This window comes from Kitasatospora sp. NPDC042419, assembly GCF_056437345.1.
This window is the reverse complement of record NZ_JBWKAW010000022.1, coordinates 102,947-124,966: the sequence shown is the minus strand read 5'-3', so window position 1 is coordinate 124,966 and position 22,020 is coordinate 102,947. Positions and strand designations below refer to the sequence as shown.

The 22,020-nt window shown below is 73.9% G+C and carries 10 protein-coding genes; 5 read left to right on the top strand and 5 right to left on the bottom strand.

The genetic code is table 11. The features are described 5' to 3' along the window. Nucleotides 1-191: 191 nt before the first annotated feature. Entirely contained in the window at nucleotides 192-4,322 is a 4,131-nt protein-coding gene (locus AC067J_RS31695; RefSeq protein WP_478305032.1) for a beta-N-acetylglucosaminidase domain-containing protein, read from the bottom strand. 771 nt (nucleotides 4,323-5,093) lie between these two features. Between AC067J_RS31695 and malQ the strand changes: the two genes are divergently transcribed. Both malQ and AC067J_RS31685 read left to right on the top strand, forming a co-directional pair. After that, nucleotides 5,094-7,364: a 4-alpha-glucanotransferase gene (gene malQ, locus AC067J_RS31690; protein WP_478305108.1), complete on the top strand. Its 2,271-nt coding sequence runs from the start codon at nucleotides 5,094-5,096 to the stop codon at nucleotides 7,362-7,364. A gap of 20 nt (nucleotides 7,365-7,384) precedes the next feature. Next, complete coding sequence (locus AC067J_RS31685) at nucleotides 7,385-7,615, top strand: hypothetical protein (protein ID WP_327681593.1); 231 nt, start codon at nucleotides 7,385-7,387, stop codon at nucleotides 7,613-7,615. Nucleotides 7,616-7,894: 279 nt separating this feature from the next. Here the strand turns inward: AC067J_RS31685 and pepN are convergent, their stop codons facing one another. Together pepN and AC067J_RS31675 are read right to left on the bottom strand one after the other, a co-directional pair. Beyond that, the gene (gene pepN, locus AC067J_RS31680; protein ID WP_478305030.1) at nucleotides 7,895-10,477 is read right to left on the bottom strand and encodes an aminopeptidase N; all 2,583 of its coding nucleotides are present in this window, start codon (nucleotides 10,475-10,477) and stop codon (nucleotides 7,895-7,897) included. Between the two features lie 279 nt (nucleotides 10,478-10,756). Then, nucleotides 10,757-12,640 carry an outer membrane protein assembly factor BamB family protein gene (locus AC067J_RS31675; RefSeq protein ID WP_478305028.1) on the bottom strand — a complete coding sequence of 628 codons (1,884 nt, stop codon included), beginning with the start codon at nucleotides 12,638-12,640 and terminating at the stop codon, nucleotides 10,757-10,759. 432 nt (nucleotides 12,641-13,072) lie between these two features. On the opposite strand from AC067J_RS31675, the gene AC067J_RS31670 reads away from it, so the two are divergent. The 3 genes from AC067J_RS31670 to AC067J_RS31660 all read left to right on the top strand — a co-directional run bounded on the left by AC067J_RS31670 (nucleotide 13,073) and on the right by AC067J_RS31660 (nucleotide 18,204). Then, on the top strand, nucleotides 13,073-14,275 hold the full coding sequence (locus AC067J_RS31670) for an ROK family transcriptional regulator (RefSeq protein ID WP_478305026.1): 1,203 nt from the start codon (nucleotides 13,073-13,075) through the stop codon (nucleotides 14,273-14,275). A 272-nt stretch (nucleotides 14,276-14,547) separates the two neighbouring features. After that, the gene (gene dxs / locus AC067J_RS31665; RefSeq protein WP_478305025.1) at nucleotides 14,548-16,464 is read left to right on the top strand and encodes a 1-deoxy-D-xylulose-5-phosphate synthase; all 1,917 of its coding nucleotides are present in this window, start codon (nucleotides 14,548-14,550) and stop codon (nucleotides 16,462-16,464) included. Nucleotides 16,465-16,662: 198 nt separating this feature from the next. Further along, the gene (locus tag AC067J_RS31660; RefSeq protein WP_478305024.1) at nucleotides 16,663-18,204 is read left to right on the top strand and encodes an ArnT family glycosyltransferase; all 1,542 of its coding nucleotides are present in this window, start codon (nucleotides 16,663-16,665) and stop codon (nucleotides 18,202-18,204) included. Nucleotides 18,205-18,454: 250 nt separating this feature from the next. On the opposite strand, the gene AC067J_RS31655 is transcribed toward AC067J_RS31660, so the two are convergent. Both AC067J_RS31655 and AC067J_RS31650 read right to left on the bottom strand, forming a co-directional pair. Further along, a complete protein-coding gene (locus AC067J_RS31655) occupies nucleotides 18,455-20,584 on the bottom strand; it encodes a 3-hydroxyacyl-CoA dehydrogenase NAD-binding domain-containing protein (RefSeq protein WP_478305022.1) in 2,130 nt (709 codons plus the stop codon). Between the two features lie 2 nt (nucleotides 20,585-20,586). Then, nucleotides 20,587-21,804, bottom strand: a complete 1,218-nt coding sequence (locus AC067J_RS31650) for a thiolase family protein (protein ID WP_478305020.1) — start codon at nucleotides 21,802-21,804, stop codon at nucleotides 20,587-20,589. Between the last annotated feature and the right edge of the window lie 216 nt (nucleotides 21,805-22,020).

Below are 22,020 nucleotides of genomic sequence, written 5' to 3'. Positions count from 1 at the left end.
GCCGTCAGGACCAGGCCGTCAGGGCCCGCGCCGCCGCCCGGTGCCGGTGCACGGGGCGGCCGGACCCGCAGGCCGGACCCGCTCACCGGATCCGCCCGCCGGAGCCGCCCGCCGCCCGTGCGGCCGTCCGTGCAGCCGTGCGGCGCGTCGTCCGAGGTGTCCTCAGCCCGGGCCCCGCTCCCGTCCCGCCGTTACGGCTTCGGCGGCGTGCCCGTCGGGGCGCCGGCCGAACCGGACGGGGTCGGCACCGGCCCGGTGGGCGTGGCCGACGGCGTCGGCGTCGCCGGAGGCGTGGTCGCCGTACCGCCGGTCTGGCCGCCGGTCTGCCCGCCGGTCTGGCCGCCCGCCTGCTGCCCGCCGCCCTGCTGTCCGCCGCCCTGCTGGCCGCCCGTCGAACCGCCGGTCTGCCCGGCCGGAGGCGTCACCGGCGGCGTGACGGGAGGCGTCACCGGCGGGGTGGCCCCCGAGGCCCCGGCGACGGCGTACAGCTCGACGCCCCAGAGCGAGTAGCCGTACTTGGTGGCCCGGGCCACCCCCTGCACCCGCAGGAACTTGGCCCCCGGCGCGTCGAACCGCACCGTCTCGTTGCCGCCCCTGCCGTCCTCCACGGTCGCCACGGTGGTCCAGGAGCGGCCGTCCGCCGAGGCCTGGATCTTGTACGCGGCGGCGTACGCGGCCTGCCAGTGCAGCACCGCGGAGCCCAGGTGGGTGGCCTTCGGCAGCTCCAGCTGCACCCAGGCGTCGTCGCTGGCCTTCGAGGACCACCGGCTCTTCGGGTCGTCGTCGGCGACCGCCGAGGCGGGGAAGTTCGACGTCTCGTCGCCCGAGGAGGTGGCCTCGGCGGTGATCGCCAGGTCCGGTCCGCCGGTCGGCGGCACCACGTGCACCTGGAGCACCTGCCGCACGCTGGTCGTCCCGGTCACGAACACCACCGGCACCTGGTACGTGCCCGACGGCGTGTCCGGCGCGGCCGTGACCAGCAGCGGGACGCCCACCTTGCCGCCGCGCGGCACGGTCACGCCGGTCGCGGGCGCCACGGTCAGCCCCTTGGCGACGGCCGGCACCTCGGTCCGCAGCTCGCCGGTCACGCCCTCCGGCCGGCCCGCCTCGACGGTGGCCCGGGCCTGGACGGGCGCGCTCTCCCCGATGACCGCGTCGACCGCCGCGTCGGCCAGGCTGAGCCGGGCCGCCGGGGCGTCCGCGTACCAGGGGATCACCTGGTTGACCACCGGAGGCTCCCCGCCCGGCTTCCAGGCCAGCCGGAACGCGTCGGCGGGCTGTCCGCCGGCCGAGAGCTCGTTCCAGCCCGGCTGTATGGTGCCGATCTCCGCCCAGGTGCCGTCCGCGTGCCGCACCGAGACGGTGGCGGAGGCCCGTACGGCCGGGTCGGTGAGGATGGTCAGCCGGTCCAGCGGCCGGGCCGCGCCCAGCTCGACGGTGAGCGGCTCGTCCTGGGCGGTCGGCGCGGTGGCCGCCCGGTAGGCGGTGTCCGGGTTGCCGTCCAGCACGGCGGCGGCCGAGGAGCCGGGCAGCGCGGCCGGGCCGCCGGAGACGCTGGCCGGGGCCTCGTCCGGCGCGGTGACCGAGAACTCGCGCACCGCCACCGCGGTCTTCTGCGCGGCGGTGGCCCGCAGCCGGACCGCCCGGACGACGGTCCCGGCGGGCAGCTGCGCGGAGACGGACTTCTGGTTCTTCACCTGGGCCAGCTTCTTCCAGCCGCCCTCGCCGGTCGAGTACTCCAGCACGCCGTCGCGGATGTAGTCGTCGAGCGCGTTCTGGCCGTCCGGACCGTTCCCCCAGGACCCCATCAGCACGGTGACGCTGCCGACCGGGCGGCCGCCGCCGAGGTCCAGGCCGACCGAGTCGCCGGGCTGCGGCGGCGCCGAGCTCCAGTAGAAGGTGTCGGCGACGCCGTCGGTCATCAGCGCGGGCAGGTGGTCGTGCGCGGTGCCCAGGGTCGTGGTCGGGGTGACGCCGCCGTCGAGCACGCCGGCCCAGGTGTCGGCGGCCTGCAGCGCGCGCTCCAGGAACGGGCCGAGCACGCCCGCGCCGACCGTCGCCGGGCTCTGGCCGAGCTGCTCGCGGAGCTTGTTCACCTCGACGCGGGCCTTCCAGGCGGCCCCGCCGTCGCCGCCGCGCTGGGCCAGCAGCATGTCCAGGGCGGCCTGGCCGGCCAGGCCGTAGTCGCGCAGCGGCGCCAGCCAGGAGGCGGCCTCGGCGGCCAGCTGGGCGGTGGACGGGGTGGTGGCGAGGGTCTGCTGGGCGCCGGCCATCGCGGCGAAGGCGTCCCGCAGCGGGGCGGCCGCCTCTATCAGCTTGGCGAGGTCGGGCGCCGCGCCCGAGGTCGGTTCGGCGCTGGCCCAGAACCGCTCCAGCAGCGGGACCAGGTAACCGGACTCCTGCTTGGCGAGCGGCGACGAGACGCTGTTGCCGGCCAGCGCGGTGACGGCGGCCAGCGCCGCGCCGGCGGGCGTCGAGGCCGCACCGCTCGGACCGGCCAGCGAACGCAGCGCGGCCTGCCAGGAGTCCTCCGCCTTGTACCCGACCGGGTTCCAGGCGAAGTCGCCGGCGGTGGACAGCGCGATCCGGGAGGCCACCGGCTGCTGCATCGCACCGGTCAGCATCACGGCCGAGCGGGTCGCCACCTCGGCGTCGCGCCCGGTGTAGGCGCCGAGGAAGAGCCGGTCCGGGGTGGCGTCGTTGACCGGGTAGTTGTCCATCGTGACCAGCGGGTGTCCGTACAGGCCCGCGGTGTCGGCGGTCTGGAGGCCCGTGATCCGCTCCGGGATCACCCCGACCCCGCTCCAGGCGACCTGCACACCGGACGGCAGCGCCGCCGCCAGCGCGCTCCGGTACGGGGTCGCGCCCTGCTGGTGGTACTCGGTGGGCACCACCGAGAGCGCCGCCAGGCCGGGGTTGCGGGCGATCAGCCGCTCCTGCACCCGGCCGACCAGCTCGGCCTGCGCCTTGGCGGCGGCGGCCGGGCCGGTGCCGTACTTGGCGCGGTCGTCGGAGCAGTGCCACTCGTCGTAGGAGACGTCCAGGAACTGCAACTGGAACGCGCCGAACCCGAGCTTCCGCAGCCCGTCCAGCTTGGCCACCAGCGCGTCCGCGTCCTTCGCGGAGCTGTAGCAGAACGACTGGCCGGGGTCGACGGCGTACCCGAGCGTCACGTGGTTGCGCCCGGCCCGGGCGGCCAGCGCCCGCAGGTCGTCCGCCTTCGCCTGCGGGTAGGCGTCCCGCCAGCGGGAGAGCCGGTACGCGTCGTCGCCCGGCGCGTAGAGGTAGAAGTTCTGCTTGGCCCGGCCGAGGAAGTCCAGCTGGTCCAGCCGCTGCTGCTGGGTCCACGGGGTGCCGTAGAACGCCTCGGCGGTGCCGCGCACCGGCGCGCCGGACGGCCAGTCCCGCAGCGTGATGCCGGGCAGGCCGAGGCCGGCCGCGCCCGGCGCCTGCCCCTGCCCGGCCGGTACGACGGCCAGCAGCTGGCGCAGCGACTGCGCCGCGTAGAAGGTGCCCGCCGCGTCGGTGCCGGCCAGCACGACCGCACCGTACGTCCCGCCGCCCTGCACCGGCAGCTGACCGGCCGACAGCACGTACCCGCCGGCCGGCATCCCGGCCGTGCTCGGGGCCGTGCCGTCCGTGCGGCCGGCCGCCGCGGCCAGCTCCCGCAGCACCCGGTCGGTGTCGCCGCCCGCGCCCTCGGCGGGGCCGCCGATGTACACCACCAGCCCGCCGGCTACCGGCGTGCCGGGCTCCGGCTGCGGGGTCACCGCGGTCGCGCCGGCCACCGCCAGCACCTCGCGCACCGCGTCCACCGCGCCGTGGTCGGCCTTCGGCGCGACCACCAGCGTGACGGTGTCCGGTACCGCGACCGGCTTGCCGGCCACCGCCTGCTCCTGCGGACGCGGGAACACCTGAGGGTTGCTCACACTGCCCAGCGGGGTCTGCGCGGCACTGCTCGCGGTGCTCACCACGTCCGGCCCCGGCGAGTACGCGTACGCGGCCGGACCGCTCACCAGCAGCCCGCCGACCACGGCCGCCGCCGACAGGGTCGCCGCCACCTGCAGCGTCCGGCGGCTCGGGGCCCCCGGCCGCGCGGCCAGCGCGCGCTCGGCCCGCACCGACTGCAGCAGCGGCGCCGTCCCCTTGAGATCCGCGATCAGCCGGTCCGCCGTCCTCGGCGCCAGCTGCCGGCAGGTCCGTGCCGTCGCCCGGCGAGCCGCGAGGGCCGCCGGGTGCTGCAGCACGTCACGCAGTGCCGGACTCTGCTCCAGCTGCTGACGCAGCCGCCGCCCGGCTACCTCGGACACTCGGGCTTGCACAGGAGCCTCCTCGCCAGGCTGGAACCACATCGCGCCAAAGCCCACCAGGTACCCCTCCCGGTGTCAACGTCGCCGACGGGTATGACGACTTTGTCCGATTTACCCCGGACTTCAACGCTTCGCCCCCGCACCGAAACGGTCCGCATGCGCCGCATTCGGTGGAAATATGTCGACCGGTCTACATAGTACTCCCGCGCCCGTCCTCACCTCGCGCAGGAAGTCGGCCAGGCCGACTTCCTGCGCATCGTCAGTTCCCCTGCGAAGTGCCGCCCCTGGCGCAGCGTCCGAATATGTCGACCGGTCTACAGATAGCCCTGCCCCCCGCCGCCCCACCGGCCCCCAGCCGTCCGTGAGCCGTCCGTGAGCCGTCCGCTGGCGGTCCGTCGGCCGTCCGTCGGCCGTCCGTCGGCCGTCCGTCGGCCGTCCGCCGACGGTCCGTCGGCGCGCCGAGGAGCGCGCCCTCAGCGCAGGAAGTCGGCCTGTCCGACTTCTCGCGCCCGAGCGCCGGGGCCGGTTTCACAGAATATGCCGATCGGTCTACATAGTCGGCCGGAGCCTGCCCCGCGCACAGGAAGTCGACAGAGCCGACTTCCTGTGCGCGCCCCCGAGCGGTCCGGTGCTCCTCAGCCACCCCCGGGCGCGTGTGTCGCGCAGGGTCGCCGGGGTGTCACGCGGGTAGGACTGTGGCTGTCCTGACTGGGCGTTGCCGAGACATCGCAGGAGCCGCGAGTGGCCGCTTATCTCGACCGTGACGGAGCCGACGGCCTGGAGGTGCCGGCGCAGGATGCGCCGCCGCCCCCGCCGGAGCTGGTGGCGCTGGCGCAGGCGTACGGGGTGGACGCCCGGTACGGGCCCGGAGGAGTGCCGGCGGGCGCGCGGACGCTGGTCGCGGTGCTCGCCGCGCTCGGCGTGGACGCCGCCACGCCCGACGCCGCCCGGGCCGCGCTGGAGCACCACCGCGCCGAGCAGCGCACCCGGCTGCTGCCCCCGACCATCGTGGTCCGGGCCGGCCGGCGGACCGCGCTCGACGTGCCCGCCGACACCCGGCTGACCGTCGAGCTGGAGGACGGCGGCCGCTGGGACCTGCCGCGCGGCCACGCCCACTGGCTGCCCGCGGACCTGCCGCTCGGCCGTCACATCCTCCGGGCCGAGACACCGGCACGGAGCGGAATCCCGGCACGGACCGGAGCCCCGGCACGGACCGGAGCTCCAGCACCGGGCGTCCACCCCGAAGCACCCTCCCACCCCGGCACACCCGCAGCGACCGGCACGCCCTCCCATCCCGCCGCGCCCGCACGGACCGGCACCGCGCATCTGATCGTCGCCCCCGAACGGCTCCCCGCCCTGCCCGGTCGCAGCTGGGGCTTCCTCGCCCAGCTGTACTCCGTGCTCTCCGACCGCTCCTGGGGCATGGGCGACCTCGCGGACCTCGCCGACCTCGCCCAGTGGGCCGGCGCCGACCTGGGCGCGGGCTTCCTCCAGATCAACCCGCTGCACGCGGCCCTCCCCGCCGTCCCGTCCGACCCCTCGCCGTACCGCCCGTCGTCCCGCCGCTTCGCCGACCCGGTCCACCTGCGGGTCGAGGCGGTGCCCGAGTACGCCTACCTGACCGGAGAGCACCGCGCCGAGGCCGACGAGCTGGGCCTGCGCGCCACCCGCCTGCGCGCCGAGGTGCTGCAGCACGACGGCCTGATCGACCGTGACGAGGTCTGGGCGCTCAAGCGCCGCGCCCTGGAGCTGCTCCACGAGCGGTTCGAGCGGTACGCGGCGGAGCGCGGCGCGGTCCGCCGGGCGGCCTTCGAGGCGTTCCGGGCCCGCGAGGGCGCGTGGCTGGAGCGGTACGCGGTCTGGAACGCCCTGGCCGAGAAGCACGGCCCCGACTGGCACTCCTGGCCGAAGGGCCTGCGCCACCCGGACTCCCCGCACGTCGTCCGCGAGGCCGCCGAGTCCGCCGACCGGGTCGGCTTCCACCGCTGGCTGGCCTGGCAGGTCGACCAGCAGCTCGCGCACGCCCAGCAGGCGGCCCGCACCGCCGGCATGCCGGTGGGTCTGGTGCACGACCTCGCGGTCGGTGTCCACCCGGACGGCGCCGACGCCTGGGCGCTGCAGGACGTCCTCGCCACCGGCATCTCGGTCGGCGCGCCCCCGGACGCCTTCAACGCCCACGGCCAGGACTGGGGCCTGCCGCCGTGGCGCCCGGACGCGTTGGCGGAGGCCGGCTACGCGCCGTTCGCGGAGCTGCTCCGCTCGGCCGCCCGGCACGCCGGGGCGATCCGGATCGACCACGTGATGGGCCTGTTCCGGCTCTGGTGGGTGCCGTCCGGGCACTCGCCGACCGAGGGCGCGTACGTGCGCTACGACGCCGAGGCGATGCTCGGGGTGCTGGCGCTGGAGGCGCACCGGGCCGGCACGGCGGTGGTCGGCGAGGACCTGGGCACGGTGGAGCCCGGTGTGCGCGAGGAGCTGGCGGCGCGCGGTGTGCTGGGGACGTCGGTGCTGTGGTTCGAGCGGGACTGGCAGGCGAAGGGCGAGATCCTGCCGCCCGGGCGCTGGCGTCCGGGCAGCCTGGCGACGCTGACCACGCACGACCTGCCGTCGACGGCCGCCCGGCTCTCGGGCGAGCACGTGGAGCTGCGGCACCGGCTCGGGCTGCTGGCCAGGCCGCTCGGGGAGGAGCAGGCGGAGGCGGCGGCCGAGCTGGCCGACTGGCGCGCCGAGCTGGCCCGGCTGGGGCTGCTGGAGGAGGGCGAGGCGTTGTCGGCGGCCGCGCTGTACCGGTTCCTGGCGGACACCCCGGCGGAGCTGGTGGGGGTCTGGCTGCCGGACGTGGTGGGCGACCCGCGTCCGCAGAACCTGCCGGGCACCTGGGACCAGTACCCGAACTGGCGGCTCCCGGTCGCGGACGGGTCCGGCGCCCCGGTCACCCTGGACGCGCTGGCCGCCGCCCCGGCCGCGGGTGCCCTGGCCGACCTGCTGCGGACCGTCGGGCACCGGGCCGGGCCGCGGCCCGAAAGGCCGACCCCGCCGAGCGGTCCCGCGTAAGTGGCGGGTAAGTTGGCATCGTGGACAAGAGGAACGCTTTGCGAGCCGGCGCGGTCACCGCAACGGTCACGCTGATGATGCTGCTGTCGTCGCCCGCCATGGCCCTCACCAGGGACGACGGCGACGACCCGGGTAGCGGCCTGAGCGTCGCCCAGACCATCGGTCTGTTCGTGGTGATCCCGATCGCGTCCTTCGTGATCATCGCCGCCCTGGCCGCGCTGCCGTACGGCGGCGGCAAGGAGAAGAAGTAGCCGAGGGCCCTCCGCCCACGGAGCCCAGCACAGACCCCGAGGGGGCGCCGGACCACGTCCGACGCCCCCTCGGGCGTTCCCGGGCCGGGCGGACACGCACCCGTCGGCCCCGCCCGGTCCACCCTCGCTCGAACCGCCGGAACGGCTCGAACCGGACCGCCGGAGCCACCCGCGCACCCCGCGCACCCCGCCCCTGCCCCCGCCCCCTACCCCCGGATCACACCGGGAGCAGGGGGCGAGGAGCGGGCAGCAGGACGGCGGGTCCGCGGCGCCGGGACGTCAGCCCCGCGCCCCCGCCGCCCGGTCGGCGGCCTGCGCCTTCAGCGCCCGCTCCACCCCGGCCCGCGCCTCGACGACCTGCCGCCGCAGCGACGGCGCCGGCTCGGCCGACGCCAGCCAGGCGTCGGTGGCGTCCAGCGTCGCCTGCTCGACCAGCAGACCCGGGTACAGGCCCCCGATGATCTGCTGCGAGATCTCGTGGCTGCGGTCCTCCCAGACGCCCTTGACCGCGGCGAAGTACTTCGCCACGTACGGCGCCAGCAGCTCCCGCTGGTCGGGCTGCTGGAAGCCGCCGATCACGGCCGCCTGCACGTAGTTGGTGAGCGTGTCCGACTCCACCACGGAGGCCCAGGCCTCGGCCTTGGCCTCGGCGGTCGGCCGGGCGGCCCGGCAGCTGGCGGCGTGCTCCTGGCCGGCCGCGGTGTTGTCGCGGGCGAGTTCGGCCTCGATCGCGGCCTCGTCGGCGCGGCCGGTGGCGGCGAGCCGGCCCAGCAGGGTCCAGCGCAGCTCGGTGTCGACGGCCAGGCCGGCGATCTCGGCGGTGCCGTCCAGCAGTCCGGCGATCAGGCCGAGCTGACCGTCGGTCCGGGCGACGGAGGCCAGCACGCGGGCCCAGGCCAGCTGGTGGTCGCTGCCGGCCTCGGCGGTGCGCAGCCGCTCCTCGGCGGCCTCGGCCCAGCGGGCCAGGCCCTGCTCGCGCCAGGCCGGGTCGGCGTAGGCGTCGAGGGCGGCCCTGACCTGGCGCTGCACGGACTGGACGACCCCGATGTCGGTCTCCTGCTGGAGGCCGGAGAGGGCGAGCGTCAGGTAGTCGCGGGCGGCCAGTTCGCCGTCGCGGGTCATGTCCCAGGCGGAGGCCCAGCACAGGGCGCGCGGCAGCGAGTCGGGGAACCCGCCGAGGTGCTCGGTGACGACGGCCAGCGAGTCCTCGTCGAGCCGGACCTTCGCGTACGAGAGGTCGTCGTCGTTGAGCAGGATGACGGCCGGGCGGTGCCGGCCGGTGAGCTCGGGCACCTCGGTGCGCGGGCCGTCGACGTCGAGCTCGATCCGGTCGGTGCGGACGAGCGCGCCGTCGTTCAGCTCGTAGAGGCCGATGGCGATCCGGTGCGGGCGGAGCACGGCCTCGCCCTTGGCGCCGGCGGGCAGCGCGGGGGCCTCCTGGAGGACGGCGAAGGACTCGATCTCGCCGTCGGTGTTGATCGTGAGGGCGGGGCGCAGCACGTTGATGCCGGCGGTCTCCAGCCAGGCGGTGGACCAGGCCTTGAGGTCGCGGCCGCTGGCCTCCTCCAGGGCGCCGAGCAGGTCGCCGAGCCGGGTGTTGCCCCAGGCGTGCCGCTTGAAGTAGGCGCGCACGCCCTCGAAGAAGGCGTCCTGGCCGACGTAGGCCACCAGCTGCTTGAGCACCGAGGCGCCCTTGGCGTAGGTGATGCCGTCGAAGTTGACCTGGACGTCCTCCAGGTCGTTGATCTCGGCCATGATCGGGTGGGTGGACGGCAGCTGGTCCTGCCGGTACGCCCAGGTCTTCATCTGGTTGGCGAAGGTGGTCCAGGAGTTGGGCCACTTCGAGCCGGGGGCCTCGGCCTGGCAGACGGCCTCGGCGAAGGTGGCGAACGACTCGTTCAGCCAGAGGTCGTTCCACCACTCCATGGTGACGAGGTCGCCGAACCACATGTGGGCGAGCTCGTGCAGGATCGTGGCGGCCCGCGCCTCGTACGCGGCGTCGGTCACCTTGGACCGGAACACGTACTGGTCGCGCAGGGTGACGGCGCCGGCGTTCTCCATCGCGCCGGCGTTGAACTCCGGGACGAACAGCTGGTCGTACTTGGCGAAGGGGTAGGGGAAGTCGAACTTCTCCTGGAAGTAGTCGAAGCCCTGCTTGGTGACCTCGAAGATCGCCTCGGCGTCCAGGAACTCGCGCAGCGAGGGGCGGCAGTAGATGCCCAGCGGCACCTTCTGGTCGCCGTTCTCGTACGCGTCGAAGACGCCGACGTACGGGCCGGCGACGAGCGCGGTGATGTAGGAGGAGATCCGGCCGGTCGGCTCGAACCGCCAGACCTGGGTGTCGCCCTCGCCCTCGGGCTCGGGGGTGGGGGAGTTGGAGACCACGACCCAGCCGGTGGGCGCGGTCACGGTGAAGGTGAACGCGGCCTTGAGGTCGGGCTGTTCGAAGGAGGCGAAGACCCGGCGGGCGTCCGGCACCTCGAACTGGGTGTACAGGTAGGTCTCGCCGTCGACGGGGTCGACGAACCGGTGCAGGCCCTCACCGGTGTTGGTGTAGGCGCAGTCGGCGACGATCCGCAGCTCGTTCTCGGCGGCGAGGCCGGGCAGCGTGATCCGGCTGTCGGCGAAGTTGGCGTTGTCGAGCCGCTCGCCGTTGAGGACGATCTCCTCCACGCGCGGGGCCACGAGGTCGATGAAGGTGGCCGCGCCGGGCGTGGTGGCGGTGAACCGGACCACGGTGGTGGACCGGAACGTGCCCCCCTCTCGGGCAGAGCTCAGGTCGAGCTCGATGTCGTACGCGTCCACGTGCAGGAGGTCGGCCCGGGTGCGGGCCTCCTCGCGGGTCAGGTTGGTGCCGGGCACTCGCAGGACTCCTTCGTCGGGCTGATGCCTGGCATCCTGCCATGCCCGACTTACGGGCTCGGAGGAATATGCCCGGGGGCGGCCGGGACGGCGGCCGGGGCAGGGCGCGGGCAAGCCGGGACGCGGGCCGGAGCAGGGCCGGGGCGGAGCCGGAGCGGGTACGACGAGGGCGGGGCGGGGGTGGTCCGTGGACCACCCCCGCCCCGCCCGTCCCGCCGGACGGGACGGTGTCACCACCGTCCGGCCCGGCACGGAACCGGTGTCACCACCGGTCCGGCGTCACTTCTTGACGTACTTGGCCACCGGGGCGTCGGAGCTGTTGCGCCCGAAGCCGTACAGCGAGCCGTCGGACTGCATCACGAACTCGGTGAGGCTGAGGCTGATGTTCAGGTCGACGTTCTTGCTCTCGATGATGGTGCCGAGCTCGGTCACCGCGCCGTCGGTGGGCGAGAGCGACACCAGCTTGGCGTCCTTGCCGTAGCCCATGTCCAGGATGGCCCGGACCTTGCCCTCCTTGTCCGTGCCGGAGACCAGTCGCAGCCCGTCCTTGGCGTCGCCGGTGGTGGACCAGAGCCGCTTGCCGGTGTTCAGGTCGTACGCGTTGATCGCCGGCTTGGTCGGGTTGGTCTGGACGTACAGGGTGGTGCCGTTGACGACGTTCAGGCTGAACGCGTCGGACTGGCCGCTGAGCCGCAGGCTGTCGTAGCCGGGCTCCTTGACCGACATCGGGTTGGCCGCCTTGTTGGTCTTGTCGAACGGCAGGATGTAGTCGCCGTTCGGACCGTTGGTGACCAGCACCACCAGCGGCTGGTCCGAGAGGACCTTGTCGACCCGCTCGATGGTGCCGCTGAGCGGGAGCGCCGCGGGCGAGGTGACCTTGCCGCTGTCCGTCTCGACGACCACCAGCTGCGACTTGACGGTGGCGTTGAGGCCGTAGCAGCGGTCGGTGACCACGATCTGGGCGCCGGCGGCGGTGCCGTAGACGCTGCAGTCCTTGTCGCGCGGCTGGAACGCCCAGACGGCGGAGCCGTCGGTGATGTTGATCGCGCCGGCCATGTTGGCGCCGATGCCGACGACCTTGTCGGTGACGGTCAGCGACGGGGAGGACATCCGCTGCTGGCCGACCTTGACGGTCCAGAGGAGCTTGCCGGCGGCGACGTCGACCGCGGCGATGGTGGAGCAGTCGCTGTCACCGGTGTTCAGCGAGATCGCGGCGATGTGCTTGGAGTTGGTGCTGTACGAGGCTGTGCAGAACTCCTTGGTGCCGGCCGGCACCGGGATGTTCCAGCTCTCCTTGCCGTCGGCCGTGTTGATGCCCCGGATGCTGGTGGTGTCGACGCGCACCGCGGTCTTCTCGGCACCCCAGATGGCGAGCAGTCGCGAGCCGCTGGCCGCGTTGGCCGGCTTCTCGGCGGCCCAGGCAAGGTTGTACGCGCCGGCCTTGCCGCCACCGCCGCCGGTGGTCGGGCCGCCGGTGGTGCCGGTGGTGGCGCCGGTGGTGGGGGAGGTGGTCGTCCCGCCGGTGGCGCCGCCGGTCACCTCGCCGCTGGTGCCGCCGGTCGCGGCCGGCGGGTCGTCCTTCTTCTTGTTGTCGGTGACCAGCACGATCAGCGCGGCGACGATGGCGATCGCCAGCACGCCGCCGATGATGCCGCCCCAGATCATCACCGGGTTGCGCTGCTTCGGCGGGGTCGGCGCCGGAGCGCCGGGGAAGCCGTAGCCGCCCTGCTGCGGGTAGCCGTACCCGGCGCCGCCGCCGTCGGCGGGCGGCGGGGCCGCGTAGCCGTAGGGCTGCCCGGCGTTCGGGGCGGCCCCGAACGCCTGCTGGGCCGGGTCGTACGGGCCGACCGGGGCGCCCGGCGGCGGACCCTGCGGGGGGCCCTGCGCGGGGAAGGCGGGAGCGGTGGGCGCGTAGGCGTAGCCCTGGCCCGCGGCCGGCTGGCCCGGGGGCTGGGCCGGCGGCATGCCCGGTGCCGGGGGTGCGCCGGCCGGTGCGGGCGGCGCGGCCTGCCCGGGCACCGCCGACCCGCCGAGCTGTGTCTGCTGGTCCGCCACGGCCGCCGGGTCCGCGCCGCCGGGCTTGCGCCCGAGCGAGACGCCCCGGTTGTCCTGACCGCCGCCGGGCGTGTCGCCTGCCCCCGGCGTAGGGTGATCCCCTGCCATCTGATGCCCCGTCATGTCTGGAAGCGCCCCCCGGCCGGTTCACGTCGCGGCCGGTGGGACGGGTGAGATTGGGCACCATCGTACGGGGGGACGGTTTTCGGACGGTCCCTGGCGCCCGCAACCCCGTGCACCGCCGTCCTGACCTGGGGTCGGACCGGTCGGGGGGCCGCCCGCGGGGCCCGCTCCGCAGGTGTCCGGGCGTCACCTTCCCGCACTCTCCCCGGCCTCCCCCCGGTCTCTCCCCGGCCTCTTCCCAGGCTCTCCCCGGTCTCTCTCCGGAGTCCTCACCTGTCCCGGGTCCGCCCCCGACCCCGGCGCCGCTCCTCCTCCTTCACCGGTGACCGCTCCGTCCCCTCCTCGCAGGGCCTAGGCTTCAGGACTTGAAAAGGGACGCCCGGCGGAGGGGTCCCCGCGCCCTTGGGAGGGTGGATCATGTCGTCGGACACACCGGGCTCGCAGTCCTCACTGCACCGCGCCAACCTGGAGCGGGTGCTCCGCGCGGTGCGGATGGCCGGCTCGCTGACCCAGGCCGAGATCGCCCGTGGCACCGGACTCTCGGCGGCCACCGTGTCCAACATCGTCCGGGAACTGAAGGAGAGCGGCACCGTCGTGGTGGCCGACACCTCCTCGGGCGGACGGCGCGCCCGCAGCGTCTCGCTCAGCGGCGACGCGGGCATCGTGGTGGGGATCGATTTCGGCCACACTCACCTGAGGGTCGCGGTCGGCAACCTCGCCCACCGGGTGCTCGCCGAGGAGAGCGCCCCGATCGACGTCGACGTCTCCGCCGCGCAGGGCTTCGACCACGCCGAGGCCCTGGTCGAGCGGCTCCTCGCGCAGGCCGGCTTCCGCCCGGAGAAGGTGATCGGCGTGGGCCTCGGCGTCCCCGGCCCGATCGACGTGGAGACCGGCGCGCTGGGCTCGACCGCGATCCTGCCCGGCTGGACCGGGATCGCCCCGGGCCGCGAGCTGGCCCAGCGGCTCGGCATGCCGGTGCACGTCGACAACGACGCCAACCTCGGCGCGCTCGGCGAGCTGGTCTGGGGCGCCGGCCGCGGTCTGAGCGACCTCGCCTACATCAAGGTGGCCAGCGGTGTCGGCGCCGGCCTGGTGGTGAACGGGCAGATCTACCGCGGCCCGGGCGGCACCGCCGGAGAGATCGGCCACATCACCCTGGACGAGGCCGGCCCGGTCTGCCGCTGCGGCAACCGGGGCTGTCTGGAGACCTTCGTCGGCTCGCGCTACCTGCTCAACCTGCTCACCCCGACCCTCGGCCCGGAGCTCTCGCTGCCCCGGGTGGTCGAGCTGGCCCACCAGGGCGACCTCGGCTGCCGCCGGGTGATCGCCGACGCGGGCCGGCAGATCGGCACCGGTGTGGCGACCCTCTGCAACCTGCTCAACCCCCGCCGGGTGATCCTCGGCGGCGACCTCGCCGAGGCCGGCGAGCTGGTGCTGGCCCCGATCCGGGACTCGGTGGCCCGTTACGCCATCCCCAGCGCCGCCCGCCAGCTCTCGGTCGTCCCCGGCACGCTGGGCGGCCGGGCCGAGGTGCTGGGCGCGCTCGCGCTGGTCATGAGCGAGATGGGCGACTCCGGCGCGCTCGGCCGCCCGACCCAGGCCGCCACCGCCCGCCCCTGAGCCCTCCGGCCCGGGCCGGGCGGCCACGGCGCGCCGCGGACCTCTCCGGGCGTGCCGACACGCCGGTTTCCACAGTTCACCCGAAAGAGTGACCGTCGAGGTGACTGGCGTGTACCGGCCGGTGGCACCGGACGCCCCGCCCGGTGTCCGGTAGCCGGACATTAGACTCGACCGGTCGGCACCGACCGCGAAGGGGCGGGGAGTGCTGCCGCACCGGGCAGCGACGCCCGTCGGACCCCCGCGGTCCGCGAACACTGAACGAGGAGGAACGGGTGGCCCTGCTGACCCGCATTCGGGGACCGCGCGATCTCGACCGGCTCACGCCCGGACAGCTGGCCACCCTGGCCCAGGAGATCCGGACCTTCCTGGTGACGGAGGTCTCCAAGACGGGCGGCCACCTCGGCCCCAACCTCGGCGTGGTGGAGCTGACCATCGCGCTGCACCGGATCTTCGACTCGCCGCGCGACCGCATCCTCTTCGACACCGGCCACCAGAGCTACGTCCACAAGCTGCTCACCGGCCGCCAGGACTTCTCGCAGCTGCGGACCAAGGGCGGCCTCTCCGGCTACCCGTCCCGCGCCGAGTCCGAGCACGACGTGATCGAGAACTCGCACGCCTCCACCGTGCTCTCCTACGCGGACGGCCTGGCCAAGGCCAACGAGCTGCTCGGCAAGCACGACCCGGTGGTGGCCGTGATCGGTGACGGCGCGCTCACCGGCGGCATGGCCTGGGAGGCGCTCAACAACATCGCCGACGCCAAGGACCGCCCGGTCGTCATCGTCGTCAACGACAACGAGCGCTCCTACTCGCCGACCATCGGCGGCCTGGCCAACCACCTCGCCACGCTGCGCACCACGCAGGGCTACGAGCGGTTCCTCTCCTGGGGCAAGGACGCGCTGCAGCGCACCCCCGTGGTTGGCCAGCAGCTCTTCGAGACCCTGCACGGCGCCAAGAAGGGCCTGAAGGACTTCATCGCCCCGCAGGGCATGTTCGAGGACCTCGGCCTCAAGTACATCGGCCCGATCGACGGCCACGACCTCACCGCCCTGGAGTCCGCCCTCACCAAGGCGCGCGGCTTCGGCGGCCCGGTGATCGTGCACTGCCTGACCGAGAAGGGCCGCGGCTACCACGCCGCCGAGAACAACGACGAGGACCGCTTCCACGCGGTCGGCGTGATCCACCCGGAGACCGGCCTGCCGATCAAGAGCGCGGGCAAGGACTGGACCTCGGTCTTCGCCGAGGAGATGGTGGCCCTCGGCCACGAGCGCGAGGACATCGTCGGCATCACCGCCGCGATGCTCCACCCGGTCGGCCTGGCCCCGTTCGCCCAGGCCTTCCCGGACCGCATCTTCGACGTCGGCATCGCCGAGCAGCACGCCGTCACCAGCGCCGCCGGCCTGGCCACCGGCGGCCTGCACCCGGTCTTCGCGGTGTACGCGACCTTCCTGAACCGCGCCTTCGACCAGGTGCTGATGGACGTCGCGCTGCACAAGCTGGGCGTCACCTTCGTGCTGGACCGGGCGGGTGTCACCGGCACCGACGGCGCCTCGCACAACGGCATGTGGGACATGTCGATCCTGCAGGTCGTCCCGGGCCTGCGGCTCGCCGCGCCGCGCGACGCCGACCAGGTGCGCGCCCAGCTGCGCGAGGCGGTCGAGGTCAAGGACGCCCCGACCGTGGTCCGCTACTCCAAGGGCACGGTCGGTCCCGCCGTTCCGGCGGTCGGCCGGGTCGGCGGCATGGACGTGCTGCGCGAGGCGGCGCCGGGCACCGGGGAGGCGGCCGACGGCCGCCGCGCCGACGTGCTGATCGTCTCGGTCGGCGCGCTGGCCCCGATGTGCCTGGAGGTGGCCGACCTGCTGGCCGCGCAGGGCATCACCGCCACCGTGGTGGACCCGCGCTGGGTCAAGCCGGTCGACCCGGCCCTGCCCGGCCTGGCCGCCGAGCACCGCGTGGTCGTCACGGTCGAGGACAGCGGCCGGGTCGGCGGCGTCGGCGCGGCGATCGCCCAGGCGCTGCGCGACGCCGACGTGGACCTGCCGCTGCGCGACTTCGGCATCCCGCAGCAGTTCCTGGACCACGCCTCGCGGCCGGAGATCCTCGCCGAGATCGGCCTCACCGCTCCGGACATCGCCCGCCGGGTGACCGCGCTGGTCTCCCGGCTGGACGTGGCCACCGTCGAGGCCTGACCGCTGCCGGCCGGCGCCGGGCCACTCCGGCCCGGCCACCCGGCCACCCCGGCCCGGCTGCCTAGGCCCGCCTCGGCCGTCCGATTGCGACAGCCGGGCAACAGTTCGGCACGGATCGGGTACGCATCAGGCTGATAATCGCACCGAAAGGCGGGACCGGCGCTTCCGGCGCCGATCCCGCCCGGTAGGTTGTCATCCGTGCCGACCCCCACCCGATCCCGTCTGAACGCGCTCGTCGAGCGCCTGCCCTTGGGGGTACCCCCGGCCGAAGGCTGGGAGCGCGTCCGCACCGGCTACTGGACGCGGCTGGTGCCGTTGTTGGCCGTGGTCGCGCTCGCCACCCACATCCCGTCCTTCGTCCGGCCGGTGTGGAGCCCCGACGAGGGCTTCCTCGCCACCCAGGCCCGGATGCTCGCGGACGGCGGGGTCCTGTACGACACCGTGGTCGACCGCAAGCCCCCGCTGCTGCCCTGGCTCTACCAGGCCTCCTTCGCGGTCTTCGGCTCCGCCTCGCTCTGGCCGCTGCGCACCCTGGCGGTGGTCGCCCACCTGGTCACCGCGATCCTGCTGGCCTCGATCGCCCGCGGCCGCTGGGGCAACCGGGCGGGCGCCGGAGCCGGGCTGCTCTACCTGCTGGTCTCCATCGGGCTCTCCCCGGAGGACACCCAGGCGGCGACCTTCGAGGTCTTCATGCTGCCCGCGATGGTGGCCGCCTTCCGGTACGCCGAGCGGCGGCGCTGGCTGGCGGCGGGCATCGCGGTCGCGCTCTGCTCGCTGACCAAGCAGACCGGCGGCGCGGTGCTGCTGGTGGTGCTCTGGATGCTCTTCCAGGACGCGCGCCGGCGCGGGGTCCGCTGGCTGCCCGCGATGTTCAAGATCGGCTTCGGCTTCACGCTGCCGATAGCGCTGGTCGCGGTCATCCTCACCAAGCCCAAGGGCTTCCTCTTCTGGGTGGTCACCGGGAGCGGCGACTACGCCTCGGCCGGCGGCGCCTGGCTGCAGATGGTCGGCCGGGCGCTCGGCAACTCGGCGATCCTGCTCGGGGCCGGGCTCGGCTTCCTGCTGCCGGTCGGCCGCCGGCTCTGGCTGAAGTACCGCCACCGCCCGCTGCCCGTCGCCGGGGAGGAGCACGGCTCCACCACCGACCTCTGGGTCTGGCTGCTCTCCTCGGTCGTCGCGGTCAGCGTGGGCTTCCACTTCTTCGGCCACTACTACCTGCAGCTGATGCCCCCGCTGGTGCTGCTGGGCACCGGGGCGGTCGCCACCTCGGCGGTCCGCTGGAAGCCGGTCCTGGTGTACACCACGGCCGCCGCGACGGTCTTCTGGGGCCTGGCCCTGGCCTGGCCGGGGGAGCGGCTCGACCGCACCACCGAGGTCGCCACGGCGGTCGCCGCGCAGACCACGCCCAAGGACACCGTGCTGGTCTGGGGCATGCACCCGGAGCTGTACTGGCTGGCCGACCGCAAGCCCGCCACCCGGTACCTGACCGCCGGCTTCCTGACCAACTACAGCGGCGGCAAGGACAGCAGCCCCAACGTCGGCGAGCAGTTCTCCGTGGACAACGCCTGGCAGACGTTCGACCAGGAGATCGCCAAGGGCCTGCCCGAGGTCGTGGTGGACGACTCCGGCCTCGCGCCGTACCAGCCCGGCATGATCCCGAAGATCGAAGCCCTGCTGGACACCCACTACGAGATGGTCGGCGTCTTCGCCGACACGGTGGTCTACCGCCTCAAGCGCTGACCCCCGGCCGCTGCACGGGCCCCTGCGCCCCGCTCGGACCGGCGTGCGCCCCCAGGAGCCCCGCGCCGGTCCGAGCGCCCTCTGCGCCCCTTCCAGGCCCGCGACGGGCCGGGCCGGGACGGGACAGTGGCGGCCCGGCCCGTCGCACCCGCGGGAGAACCCGCACGCGCAGGCCCCCGCGAAACAGCCCCGGCAAGCGAAAGAGCCCCGGTGACCGATCCATCGGTCACCGGGGCTCCGCCGTTCATCCTCAGGCAGGCACGGAGGCCAGGCCCGGGGCGAGGAAGCGCTTGCCGTTCACGCGCTCCGAGATGCCCTCACGGTCCAGGTACGGGGTGATCCCGCCCAGGTGGAAGGGCCAGCCGGCGCCGGTGATCATGCAGAGGTCGATGTCCTGCGCCTCGGCGACGACACCTTCCTCCAGCATGAGGCCGATCTCCTGCGCGACGGCCTCCAGCGAGCGGGCGAGCACCTGCTCCTCGGTCAGCACGGTGTCGCCGAAGGAGAGCAGCTCCAGCACCTCGGGGTCGAGGACCTGCTTGCCGTCGACCCAGGTGTAGAAGCCGCGCTTGCCGGCCTTGACCACCTTGCCGAGGTTCTCGGAGACGGTGAACCGCTCCGGGAAGGCACCGTGCAGGGTCTCCGAGACGTGCAGCGCGATGGCCGGGCCGACCAGCTCCAGCAGCACGATCGGGGACATCGGCAGGCCGAGCGGCTCGACGCCCTTCTCGACGGTGGCGATCGGGGTGCCCTCGTCGATGATGTTCTGGATCTCGCCCATGAAGCGGGTCAGGATCCGGTTCACCACGAACGCCGGGGCGTCCTTGACCAGCACCGAGGTCTTCTTCAGCTTCTTCGAGACGCCGAAGGCGGTGGCCAGCGAGGCGTCGTCGGTCTGCTCGCCGCGGACGATCTCCAGCAGCGGCAGGATCGCGACCGGGTTGAAGAAGTGGAAGCCGACGACCCGCTCGGGGTGCTTCAGCTTCGAGGCCATCTCGGTGACCGAGAGGGAGGAGGTGTTGGTCGCCAGCACGCAGGTCGGCGAGACCACGTTCTCCAGGTCCGCGAAGACGGTCTGCTTGACGCCCATCTCCTCGAACACGGCCTCGATCACGAAGTCCGCGTCGGAGAAGCCGGCGGCCTTGTCGAGCGAGCCGGTGACCAGGCCCTTGAGGCGGTTGGCCTTGTCGTTGCCGATCCGGCCCTTGCCGAGCAGCTTGTCGATCTCGGCGTGGACGTAGCCCACACCCTTGTCGATGCGCTCCTGGTCGATGTCGGTGAGGACCACCGGCACCTCCAGACGGCGGGCGAACAGCAGCGCCAGCTGCGAGGCCATCAGACCGGCACCGACGACGCCGACCTTGGTGACCGGGCGGGCCAGCGACTTGTCCGGCGCGCCGACCGGGCGCTTGGCCCGGCGCTGCACCAGGTTGAAGGCGTAGATGCCGCTGCGCAGCTCGCCGCCCATGATGAGGTCGGCCAGGGCCGCGTCCTCGGCGTCGAAACCGGCCTGCAGGTCCTGGTCCTTGACCTGGGCGATGATGTCCAGCGCCCGGTAGGCGGCGGGGGCCGCACCGTGCACCTTGGCGTCGGCGACCAGACGGCCCCAGGCGACGGCGTCGTCCCAGGCCTTGCCGCGGTCGATCTCCTCGCGCTCGACGGTCACGTCGCCCTTGAGGACGCGGGCCGCCCAGAGCAGCGACTGCTCCAGGAAGTCGGCCGGCTCGAAGATCGCGTCGGCGATCCCCAGCTCGAACACGTCCTTGCCCTTGAGCTGCTTGTTCTGCGCCATCGAGTTCTCGATGATGACCTTGACGGCCTTCGCCGGGCCGATCAGGTTCGGCAGGACGGTGCAGCCGCCCCAGCCGGGGACGAGGCCGAGGAAGACCTCGGGCAGCGAGAACGCCGGGACGCCCGCGGACACCGTGCGGTAGTCGCAGTGCAGGCCGACCTCGACGCCGCCGCCCATCGCCGCGCCGTTGTAGAACGCGAAGGTCGGGACGGACAGCGCGGCGATCCGCTTGAAGACCTCGTGGCCGCCCTTGCCGATGGCCAGCGCGTCCGCGTGCTCCTTGAGCAGCTCGACGCCCTTGAGGTCGGCGCCGACCGCGAAGATGAACGGCTTGCCGGTGATCGCGGCACCGACGATGGTGCCCGCGGCGGCCTCCGCCTCGACCTGGTCCAGCGCCGCGCTCAGCTTGAGCAGCGAGCCCGGGCCGAAGGTGGTCGGCTTGGTGTGGTCGAAGCCGTTGTCGAGGGTGATCAGGGCCAGCCGGCCGGCCTGCAGCGGCAGGTCCAGGTGGCGGACGTGCGCGGTGGTGACGACCTCGCCGGGGAAGAGCTCGGCGCCGCGGGTCAGCAGCTCAGTCGTGGTGCTCATGGTCACTTACCACCCTCGAAGTGCGGGTTCTCCCAGATGATGGTGCCGCCCATGCCGAAGCCGATGCACATCGTGGTGAGGCCGTAGCGGACGTCCGGGCGCTGCTCGAAGCGGCGGGCCAGCTGGTTCATCAGGCGCACGCCGGAGGAGGCCAGCGGGTGGCCGAAGGCGATCGCGCCGCCGAACGGGTTGACCCGCTCGTCGTCGTCCGCGATGCCGTAGTGGTCCAGGAAGGCCAGCACCTGGACGGCGAAGGCCTCGTTGACCTCGAAGGCCTGGATGTCGTCGATGGTCAGACCGGCCTTGGCCAGCGCCTTCTCGGTGGCCGGCACCGGGCCGATGCCCATGACCTCGGGCTCGACGCCCGCGAAGGCGTACGAGACCAGGCGCATCTTGACCGGCAGGCCCAGCTCCTCGGCCACGTCCTCGGCGGCCAGCAGCGAGGCGGTGGCGCCGTCGTTCAGACCGGCCGAGTTGCCCGCGGTGATGTTGCCGTGCGGGCGGAACGGAGTCTTGAGACCCGCCAGGTTCTCCATCGTGGTGCCCGGGCGCAGCGGCTCGTCCACGGTGGCCAGGCCCCAGCCGGTCTCGCCGACCTCGGGGTTGGTGTTGCGGATCGAGATCGGCACCAGGTCGGGCTGGATGTCGCCGTTGGCGTACGCCTTGGCGGCCTTCTCCTGCGAGCGCACGGCGTACGCGTCGCAGCGCTCCTTGGTGATGTGCGGGAACCGGTCGTGCAGGTTCTCCGCGGTCATGCCCATGAACAGGGCGGACTCGTCGACGAGCTTCTCGGAGACGAAGCGCGGGTTCGGGTCGACGCCCTCGCCCATCGGGTGGCGGCCCATGTGCTCGACGCCGCCGGCCACGACCACGTCGTACGCGCCGAAGGCGATGCCGCCGGCGGTCGCGGTGACGGCGGTCAGCGCGCCGGCACACATGCGGTCGATCGAGTAGCCGGGGACGGACTTCGGCAGGCCGGACAGCAGCGCGGCGGTGCGGCCGATGGTCAGACCCTGGTCGCCGATCTGCGTGGTGGCCGCGATGGCGACCTCGTCGATGCGCTCGACGGGCAGGCTCGGGTTCCGGCGAACGAGCTCCCGGATGCACTTGACGACGAGGTCGTCGGCGCGCGTCTCGTGGTAGATGCCCTTCGGGCCGGCCTTGCCGAACGGGGTGCGGACGCCATCGACGAAGACGACGTCCCTCGCGGTACGAGGCACGGGGGCTTCTCCTCCCAGGGACCAACAGGTTGAGGTGGGCAGGCTGCCGCCGTCCGTCGCACGAGGGAACGTGAGCGGCGCTGCTTCACCGTCATGCTACCCGCCGGTAACCAACCTGCCCAGGCCCGACGGGTGCATCTCCTCGTGTGTCCCGCGACACGTGTCGTCGGCTGTACTGTCGCCCGCTCGCCTCCGGGCCGCTTTGATCCGGTGCCG